Source organism: Desulfococcus sp., from assembly GCF_041737845.1.
Taxonomy (GTDB): Bacteria; Desulfobacterota; Desulfobacteria; order Desulfobacterales; family Desulfococcaceae; genus Desulfococcus.
In genome coordinates, this window is the sequence record NZ_JBGSQX010000106.1 from 25,190 (window position 1) to 31,737 (window position 6,548).

The 6,548-nt window shown below is 61.8% G+C and carries 6 protein-coding genes and 1 pseudogene; all 7 read left to right on the plus strand.

The window, feature by feature from the left end:
* Positions 1 to 24: 24 nt before the first annotated feature.
* Complete coding sequence (locus ACEW8N_RS12045; protein WP_373500071.1) at positions 25 to 1,287, plus strand: ABC transporter substrate-binding protein; 1,263 nt, start codon at positions 25 to 27, stop codon at positions 1,285 to 1,287.
* Positions 1,288 to 1,472: 185 nt separating this feature from the next.
* Positions 1,473 to 2,423: a DMT family transporter gene (locus ACEW8N_RS12050; protein ID WP_373500072.1), complete on the plus strand. Its 951-nt coding sequence runs from the start codon at positions 1,473 to 1,475 to the stop codon at positions 2,421 to 2,423.
* A 92-nt stretch (positions 2,424 to 2,515) separates the two neighbouring features.
* Entirely contained in the window at positions 2,516 to 2,908 is a 393-nt protein-coding gene (locus tag ACEW8N_RS12055) for a universal stress protein (RefSeq protein WP_373500073.1), read from the plus strand.
* A 408-nt stretch (positions 2,909 to 3,316) separates the two neighbouring features.
* A complete protein-coding gene (locus ACEW8N_RS12060; protein WP_373500074.1) occupies positions 3,317 to 4,576 on the plus strand; it encodes an ABC transporter substrate-binding protein in 1,260 nt (419 codons plus the stop codon).
* 88 nt (positions 4,577 to 4,664) lie between these two features.
* Positions 4,665 to 5,411 carry an ABC transporter ATP-binding protein gene (locus ACEW8N_RS12065; RefSeq protein WP_373500075.1) on the plus strand — a complete coding sequence of 249 codons (747 nt, stop codon included), beginning with the start codon at positions 4,665 to 4,667 and terminating at the stop codon, positions 5,409 to 5,411.
* Positions 5,412 to 5,432: 21 nt separating this feature from the next.
* Entirely contained in the window at positions 5,433 to 6,140 is a 708-nt protein-coding gene (locus tag ACEW8N_RS12070; RefSeq protein ID WP_373500076.1) for an ABC transporter ATP-binding protein, read from the plus strand.
* Between the two features lie 30 nt (positions 6,141 to 6,170).
* Positions 6,171 to 6,548, plus strand: a pseudogene (locus ACEW8N_RS12075) (hypothetical protein); the annotation flags it as partial.

Genomic DNA, 6,548 nt, shown 5'->3' on the forward strand with positions numbered 1-6,548 from the left:
CCCAAACCTTACACAGGAGGCAACATGAAACAACGCAGTTTACAATTGGCAGCGGCAGTATTTTCCATTCTGCTGATCTTTGGCGCAGCCAGCGGCCTGGCCCAGGAGAAGGTCCTCAAGGTCGGCGTCATGGCGCCGTTCACCGGCCCATCGGCCCAGACCGGCATTGAATTCAAATCGGTCAGCACCATGGCTTTCGACAACATCAACAACCAGATCGGGGACTACAAGATCGAGCTCATCTGGATCGATTCCCAGTCGGATCCGGCCAAGGCCGCAGCTGCCTACGCCGAGGCGGTCGAGCGCAAGGGCATGGAGGTCGGCATCCTCAACTGGCACAGCTCCGTGGCGATCTCGGTCATGGACGTGGCCGCCCAGTACAAGGTCCCCCATCTCTTCGCATTCGGGGCGGCCCCCATCATCGACGAGAAATACAAATCCGATCCGGAAAAGTATAAATACTGGTGCGGCAAGGGCTGGCCGGTCCCCGCGAAACTGACCCTCGGATACACCGAATGCCTCCAGAACGCCATCGACAAAGGCCTCTGGAAGCCTGCGAAAAAACTGGCGGCCATCTACGGCGAGGACACCGACTGGGGCCGCAGCCAGGGCGAGGCATTGACCCAGGAGTTTAAGAAGATCGGCTGGGAGGTCCTGTCCCAGGACTATTTTCCGCCGACCCAGGCCGATTTCTATCCCCTGCTGAGCAAATGGCGCAAGGAGGGGGTCGCGGTGATCGCGGGCACGTCGACCTCCGCGCCGGCCATCACCGCACTCGTAAAACAGGCTGACGAGGTGGGGCTCGGGGCGATGATCATCGCCGACGGCCTGGGATGGATCGGCGACTGGTACAAGCTGACCGGCGCTGCCTCCAACACCGTTCTCGACATGATCCCCGCCCTGACGACCCCCGAGGCCAAGAAATGGGCCGAGGATGTCGAGAAGCGCTTCGGCTACAAGCCCAGCCCTTCCGCGTCGGGGCTGGCCTACGACTGGAGCAATTTCGCCATCAAGATCTTCCAGCGGACCTTTGAAAAACACAAAGAACTGAACCGGTCGACCATACTGGAGGTTTTCCATGGCGAGGTGGTCCCCGGCAAGCTGACCTACAGCAAGGCCGACGGAGCCCTCATCATGAACGAATACCGGTTCTCGCCGGAGAGCATTCCCAACGCCGTGGTGGCCCGGGACGGGTTTTACTTCCCCGTGCTTCAGTATGAGAACGGCCAGGGCCATATCGTCTACCCGGATGACTGGAAGGACCGGGATTTCAAGGCCGCAAAGTAGGCCTCCCGGAGCCTGGTTCTCCAGCCGAAACGCGACCCATGCCGGGTCGGACGGGCCGTCCGACCCGGCGAGAACAATTTTCGACCCCGGTTCTCGCCTGCCGCCGATATTGCCTGTGCGGGATGACAGCCAATTCCATCCACCAGAATTTGAACCGGAACGTTGATCATGAACTGCGGGGGAGCTTGAAACCGAGAAAAACCGAAATGTCCCTCGGGGCGGCCCGTCAGCCCTCCACAACGCGGGGATACCTGGCGGTCCTGGCCGCGGCGGCCTGCTGGGGAACCTCCGGGATCTTCATCAAGCTCATCATGTCCAGTATCGACATGCCTGCCGTGTCCCTGGCCTTCTGGCGGGATGCGGCCGCCTTCCTTCTTTTTATGGGCATCTGCGGGATCTTCAGGCGGCGCGAGCTCCGGATCCAGAAATCCGATTGGCCCTGGCTTGGCTTGATGGGCATCAGCCTGGGCCTCTTCCACGTGAGCTGGAATCTGGGGATTTTCCTGAACGGCCCCGCGGTGACCACGGTCCAGCAGGCGGCCATGCCGGTGATTGTCATTGTCGTCGCCCGGATCGCCTGGGGGGAACCCCTGACCGTCCGGAAAATTGGCGCTATCCTTCTCATTATTACCGGCACGATTTTTGTATCCGGAATGATGTCCTCGGTCCCGAGCAAGGTGACGGCGGCGGGTGTTGCGGCGGGCTTCTGCGTCCCCGCGACCTACGCCGCCTGGAGCATCCTCGGGAAAAAGGTCAGCGGCCGGTACGCACCGGAGGTGGTGCTCACCCATGCCTTCGGCGTCGCGGTCCTGGTGCTCCTGCCGCTTCAGTTTTCCCTGGCGTCTCCGCTGCCGGTTCCCCCGAGGGTATGGCTCTGGTTCGCCGGCCTGATCACGCTGTCCACCGTCGGCGGGTTTTTCGCATTTGCCTTCGGGCTGAAGTACCTGCCGGCCGGTGTCAGCAGCATCCTGGCGATGTCCGAGATCCTCTTCGTTTCGATGTATGCCTATTGCCTCTGGGGGGAAATGATGACCGCCATCGAGAGCATCGGCGCGCTGCTGGTGATCTGCGGCGTCATCATGCTGCTGCAGCGGCGCAGACTCAAGCCGGCGGAATCCTGCCCGGCTGCCGAATGAAAGGCCGCGGTCCCGAATATCGCATCGGCGGGCGCAGACGTCTGAACCCTGATAACCTCATCAAAAGTTGCATCAAAACAAGGAGACCCCGAATGAAAATTCTCCTGGGCTACGATGGATCCAATGCCGCCATGGCCGCACTCAAACTGGCGGTCAAGCACGGCAAGGCTTTCAACGGAACGGTTTTCGTCATCCATTCGCTTGCGGGCGGCACCGAGGACAACGAGGAAAAGATCGCCGCCGCAAGCGACCAGTTGGCGTTTGCGGAAGGCCTTATCCAAGAGGCGGGGGTCTCCTGCGAGACGCATCTGCTGGTCCGCGGGCTTCCCCCCGGCGAGGACATCATCCGGTTTGCGGAGGAAAACAAGATCGATACGATCATCATCGGGGTACGGCGCCGGAGCCAGGTGGGAAAGCTGCTTTTCGGCTCCACGGCGGCGGTCGTCATTCTGAACGCCCCCTGCCCGGTCATCACCACACGGTAAATCCCGGCATCGCGTCCGCCGCGGAGTGTTCTCGACCGGATCCACCGAACCCCCCCGGGCAAGGCGCCTCTCTAACGTGCATGGTGCCGGGGCAGTCTGTCTTGGGTGCCGAAAAAAAGAAAAATATTTTTCACAAGCGTCTGCAAATTTTTCAATTACTGAAAAATATTTTTCATTCCCCGCGGGTGGGGCACGCCTGATCCTCCGGAATGGACGCCGGAGGGAGAGCGTTTCGGGGGCGGCCGGCTCCGCCGGTCTGCCATGTCTTCAGCCGGGAAGGGTGTCTAAAAGATAAACGCCGTTCATTGAATGCGGCATGCTTGTTGCTAAGTTAGTCTGGATGTCGGGTTTTCAACCCAACCCCGGTTCCGCCGGAGTCTAACCAAAACATACCTGTGGAGGAAAAAAATGAGAAGAAGCGTATGGTCCGCAATCCTGATTGGAGTGATGTCCGTCGCCCTGTTTGCCGCGCCGATAGCGGCCGCCGAAAAAATCCTGAAAGTGGGCGTCCTGGGCCCCTTCACCGGCCCGTCGGCCAAGAACGGCGCCGAATTCAAGGCGTCGGTGGAGATGGCCATGGACAAGATCGACTACAAGGTTGGCGACTACAAGATCGAGCTGGTCTGGATCGACTCCCAATCCGACCCGGCCAAGGCGGCCAGCGCCTATGCAGAGGCCGTGGAGCGCATGGGCATCGAGTGCGCCATGCAGAACTGGCACAGCTCGGTGGCCGTGGCGGCCATGGATGTGGCGGCCCAGTACAAGGTCCCCCACTGGTTCGGCTTCGGGGCCACCGAGGTGGTCAACGAAAAATGGAGAAGCGATCCGGCCAAATACAGCTACTGGGGCGGGAAAGGCTGGCCCGTGCCGGCGAAGATGGCCGTCGGCTATGTCGAGTGCCTCAACAACGCCGTTGAAAAAGGCACCTGGAAGCCCGCCAACAAGAAAGTGGCTGTATACGGGGAAGACAGCGACTGGGGCCGCAGCTTAGGCGGCGCCCTCAAAACGATGTTCGTCGACAAGGGCTGGGAAATCGTTTCCGAGGATTATTTCCCCATCACCCAGACCGATTTCTATCCCCTGCTGGGCAAATACAAGGCCGCCGATGTCTCCGTCCTGGCCGGCACCTCCACGGCGGCGCCCACCATGACCGCCTTCGTGAAGCAGGCAAGCGAGGTGGGCCTCAAGTCGGTCATCATCGCAGACGGCCTGGGCTGGATGGGCGACTGGTACAAGATGGCCGGCCCGGGCTCCAACGGGGTGCTCGACATGATCCCCCAGCTGACCACCCCCGAGGCGAAGAAGTGGGCCGAGGACATCCAGGCCAAGTACGGATTCAACCCCAGCCCCTCGGCCGGCGGCCTCTGCTATGACGGCACCAACATGTTCATCAAGATCCTCAAGCGCACCCTTGAAAAATACGGCGCGCTCAACAAGGTGAACATCCACAAGATCTTCGTGGAAGAGGTCCAGACCGGAAAACTGACCTTCAGCAAGGCCGACGGCGCGCTCATCATGAACGAGTACCGGTACACCCCCGAATCGGTGCCGGACCCGGTGGTCGGCAAGGACGCCTACTACTTCCCGGTCATCCAGTACACTGACGGCAAGGGCGCCATCGTCTACCCCGAGGACTGGAAAGAGAAGGATTTCGAGCCGAAAAAATAAGGCTTCCGCCGGCGGGGGCCGGGCCCCTTCGGGAGGCCCCCGCCGCTCACTCCCCACCCGGAATGACAGATATCTATAGAAGGCCGACATGAACATATTAGAGACAAAGCAGTTGACCAAGCGATTCGGGGGCCTGGTGGCGGTCAACGATGTTTCCATGCACGTGGCGGAAGGGGAGATCGTGGGGCTGATCGGCCCCAACGGCGCAGGCAAGACGACCCTGCTCAACGCCATCGCCGGGCTCAACCCCCCGACCTCGGGGCGGGTCTTCCTGGGCGGCGAGGAGACCACGGGCCTCGCGCCGGACCGGATGTGCCGCCTGGGCCTGTCGCGGACCTTCCAGATCCCCAACCCCTTCCCCAAGATGACGGTGATCGAGACCGTCATGTGCGCCGCCATCTTCGGAAACCGGAAGGGCGCCGTGGCGGACCCCGAGGCCCACAGCCGCGAGATGCTCGCGTTCGTGGAGTTCCCCATGCCCGAGGAGACGGTCTCCGAACAGCTCAACACCGTCCAGCTCAAGCGCCTCGACCTGGCCCGGGCCCTGGCCTCCAAGCCCCGGCTCCTGTTTCTCGACGAGGTGGCCTCGGGGCTGAGCGAGGGCGAGCTGACCGACATCATGGCCGTGATCCGCAAGATCCGGGAGAGCGGGGTCACCATCCTGATGGTCGAGCACATCATGCAGCTCATCATGAACCTGTGCGACAGCCTGGTCTGCATCCAGTTCGGTACCAAGATCGCCGAAGGCCCCACCCAGGAGGTGGCCCGGGACCCCAAGGTCACCGAAGCCTACCTCGGCGCCGAGGCGGACCAGTGCGCGGCCGTGCCCGAATAACCCCACCGAACGGAGAATCCCATGCTTCTGGAAGTCAAAAATCTCAACGCCGGTCACGGATTCCTGCAGATCCTCTGGGACGTATCGATCCAGGTCGATGTGGGCGAGTACGTCTGCATCGTCGGCCCCAACGGGGCGGGGAAAAGCACCACCATGAAGACCATCGCGGGCCTCATCACGCCCAAAAGCGGCCAGATCCTTTTCAAGGGCGAGCCGATCCACGGCATCGGCGGGCATCAGGTCACCCGGAGGGGCATCGCCTTCGTCTCCGAGGAGATGAACCTCTTTACCAACATGTCGGTGCAGGAGAACCTCTTCATGGGGGCCTATATCCTGGATGACAAGGCCCTGATCAAGCGGCGCCTCGATTTTATCTACGACCTCTTTCCCCGTCTGGAGGAGCGCAAAAGCCAGCTTGCCGGCACCATGAGCGGCGGCGAACGCAAGATGCTCGCCATCGGCCGGGGGCTCATGAGCGACCCCGCGCTCCTCCTGGTCGACGAACCCTCCTTCGGCCTCGCTCCCCAGCTGACCGCCAGCGTGTTCGAATCCCTCGACACCCTTGTCAAGGGCGGGCTGACGATCCTGCTGGTCGAGCAGAACGTGACCAAGACCCTCTCGGTCACCCATCGGGGATACGTCCTGGAAAACGGCCGCGTCGGCCTGGCCGGAAAAAGTTCGGACCTGGCCTGCGACCCGTATGTCCGCAAGGTCTTTCTTGGCGTTTGAGACACACCTCTTTTAAGAAAAGGAAGAATCATGTCTGAACGTTTCATGCGCTGGTGTACATCGGCGGCCGGCATCACGATCCTCCTGACCATTCTCATGGCCGCCGCGGCAACCCTCGACCGGGGGCCCTACATCCTGGTCAACACCGCCATCACCGGCGGCATGCTCGCCCTGGTGGCCATCGGTCTGGCCCTGCTGCTGGGGGTCATGAACGTGGCGTCGTTCGTCCACGGCGAATACTTCATGATCGGCACCCTCGTGGCCTATTATGTCTTCACCCCTCTCCAGAACTTTCTCAATGTGAACCCCAGCCCGATCCTGGCCCTGGTCGCCCCCCTCATCGCCATCCTGACCGCCGGGGCCGCCGGCGCCGCCGCCGGGGCCCTGACCGAGATCGCGGTCTTCGCC

Excerpts from the sequence above, each read along its gene's own strand:
- ACEW8N_RS12045 (WP_373500071.1), top strand. The coding sequence starts at position 25 with ATGAAACAACGCAGTTTACAATTGGCAGCGGCAGTATTTTCCATTCTG.
- ACEW8N_RS12055 (WP_373500073.1), top strand. The coding sequence starts at position 2,516 with ATGAAAATTCTCCTGGGCTACGATGGATCCAATGCCGCCATGGCCGCA.
- ACEW8N_RS12060 (WP_373500074.1), top strand. The coding sequence starts at position 3,317 with ATGAGAAGAAGCGTATGGTCCGCAATCCTGATTGGAGTGATGTCCGTC.
- ACEW8N_RS12065 (WP_373500075.1), top strand. The coding sequence starts at position 4,665 with ATGAACATATTAGAGACAAAGCAGTTGACCAAGCGATTCGGGGGCCTG.
- ACEW8N_RS12070 (WP_373500076.1), top strand. The coding sequence starts at position 5,433 with ATGCTTCTGGAAGTCAAAAATCTCAACGCCGGTCACGGATTCCTGCAG.